We start from the raw sequence: 2202 nt of genomic DNA, 5'->3' as shown, positions 1-2202 counted from the left end.
TGCTACTAAAGTCGTCCATAAGCAATGGAGTAGTCCCGGATTGACGTAAAGTAGTCCGGTCTCGTGGACATGGCGGCGTCGAGTTTCAGGGTCCTTGGGCTGCTGTGCAGCGGTGCTGACGCGGTATCACGTTGTCGCTACCGAATCGTTCGATATGCCGCAAGTTCCGCCGGGCGCGCGAGTGCGGGATGCAGGAGATAGTACTTGTGCTTGCGCATAAACAGTACGATGTGCCGCCAAACCCAGGCTGACGTCGTCAGGTCGTCCTGTAGCCATGCCGTCAGCTGGTCGGTCCACACGGCGTACGCGATCGCGTGGGGACGGTCGGGACTATGAGCTAGCCAGCCGGTCAGGCCCAGTGCGGGCGTCGAGAGAAGGTCGATGCGGCCGCACGCGCGAACGAAACCGAGCCAACTCAGATGCCAACCGATGGCGGCCGCCGTGTCGGCACTTAGGGTATCGGTGGCGATGACGAATTGTTGACGGCACAGCGTGGACCAGACCCGCTCATCGATATTGCGCAGCGCGTTACCGAAAAGCGTGTCCTGAGTCTGCTGAAGAGTCCGTTCGAACCGAAGATGCCGCTGTCTGAAGTGAGGCCAGCTTGTCTGTTCGAAACACGGGTCGCAGGGTTCGGACGGGCCGGGATTCGGTCGGAACGCGACCAGTGCAGGAGGGGGACGTCTTTCCAATAGTTCCAGAACAGTTGGTGGCGGTGTGTCGTACAGGCGGTTCGATATGCGCACGTGCACCGTGCTGCGAACCGATGCCGCTTGACTGCGTCGCGCCGTTACGTACTGGCCCGTCAGCGGATCGTGCTGTCGACGAAGCGGTTTGGAAAGGCGCGCGTTGGATTCGCCGACGCAGGCCTGCCATCTTCGCAGGATTCGAGCCGGGCGTCCCGATATCGGCGTGCACCGCCCCGCGGGCAGATGCAATGCCGGCACCCACCGTTGAGCACAGTACGCACATGCAAGCGGGTGCTCCGCCATCTCGCTTTGGAGAGCGTACTTCATGGGCATCGCACAGCTGGGGCAGCCAACTCTGAGGGCCCGCTTATGCAGCGGGCAACGGCTGATAAAACTCCACTGAAACCACGCTGCATGAAAGCCCTGCTGCAAGCACTCGCGACAGTAGCGCAGCTTGGTGCTGGCCGCGCCCCAACCAGGCGTAGGTTTGCCGCAGCAAAAGCCGGCTGCGACGGCAACGGGGGAGACCTCCAACAGATCACTCAGTCGTTCTTGGTCGAACCGATCGGCGCGACGCAGATCTGCGCCGTGGGTGGAAATCTCATTTGACGGTAGGAGGACCAGGCATGACAGTTCATGCAACGTCAGCTGATTTCATAAGGAAAACTTCGACAGCCGCATCCACATCGATTCACCGGCACTGCTCCGTTCGGACCGCGACGTGAAGCGCGCCTCGGCGGATCCAGTCGCCCACAACATGGGCGTCCCGCACGTGCCGTGGTGATGGCGAGGCATTGAGCTGTTACCTGCTGATTGCGGTCAAGATGGTGCTGCTGGCTTTCTGCGCTAAAACGTATCGGCTGCGTTCGACCATCGATGCCCAGAACACGCCATCGAAACTCAGCGTGGGGCTGTCGTTCGCAATGCTGAGTAGCAGCGCGGCTTCCACTGCGGCAGTAAAATATTTCATCGGGATTTCGACAGGTCCGTCAAGGTTGGCCTTGATGTGTGCATCCTCGAACGCGTTCCATAGTGTGCTCGCCGAGTCAAGCACGCGCAGTCCCGCGTCATAGGCCTGCGGCACATAGAAACGCGTGTAGCACCAACCGGAACGTTCCGGATACTCACCCTGGTCATATGCCTTCAGCACCGCCCGGCATTCGGCCCCAGACATAATGCCGCGGAATGCCAATTCCTCGACCATGAATCGCGCGACGATCTGACCTTTGTCTTGGGCCTGAAAAGCTGACTTTTGCGCAACCAGTTGGGGCTGGCCGACCAGAAAGACGAACAGGCGCAATGCGTTGTTCTCCAGCTCGTCGTGCAAATCGCGCAACCATTCATAGTGAAGTTCATGCAAGTTTTGCGCTTCATCGGCAAACAGCACGACTCGGTCATCGCCTTTCTTGTCGGCGACCTGCCTCAGTTTGTGTAAGAGCCGCCCGCGCAAAGCGGCCTTGGAGGCGCCGTTTTGGGCCGGATGATTTGCGGCGTGGAGCAGCGCCGAGAAAAA

2 protein-coding genes are annotated in these 2202 nt (G+C 60.0%); both read right to left on the bottom strand.

Going from position 1 to position 2202, the window contains the following annotated elements; genetic code table 11:
- Positions 1-137 precede the first annotated feature (137 nt).
- Positions 138-938 carry a hypothetical protein gene (locus ACFFAR_RS31355; RefSeq protein WP_174365576.1) on the bottom strand — a complete coding sequence of 267 codons (801 nt, stop codon included), beginning with the start codon at positions 936-938 and terminating at the stop codon, positions 138-140.
- A 553-nt stretch (positions 939-1491) separates the two neighbouring features.
- Positions 1492-2190 carry an ATP-binding protein gene (locus ACFFAR_RS31350; RefSeq protein WP_375509244.1) on the bottom strand — a complete coding sequence of 233 codons (699 nt, stop codon included), beginning with the start codon at positions 2188-2190 and terminating at the stop codon, positions 1492-1494.
- Positions 2191-2202 lie beyond the last annotated feature (12 nt).

Source organism: uncultured Caballeronia sp. (genome assembly GCF_964243625.1).
In the GTDB taxonomy this organism is placed as follows: Bacteria; Pseudomonadota; Gammaproteobacteria; order Burkholderiales; family Burkholderiaceae; genus Caballeronia.
The sequence above is the reverse complement of the archived record's forward strand: the minus strand, read 5'-3'. Positions and strand labels throughout refer to the sequence as shown.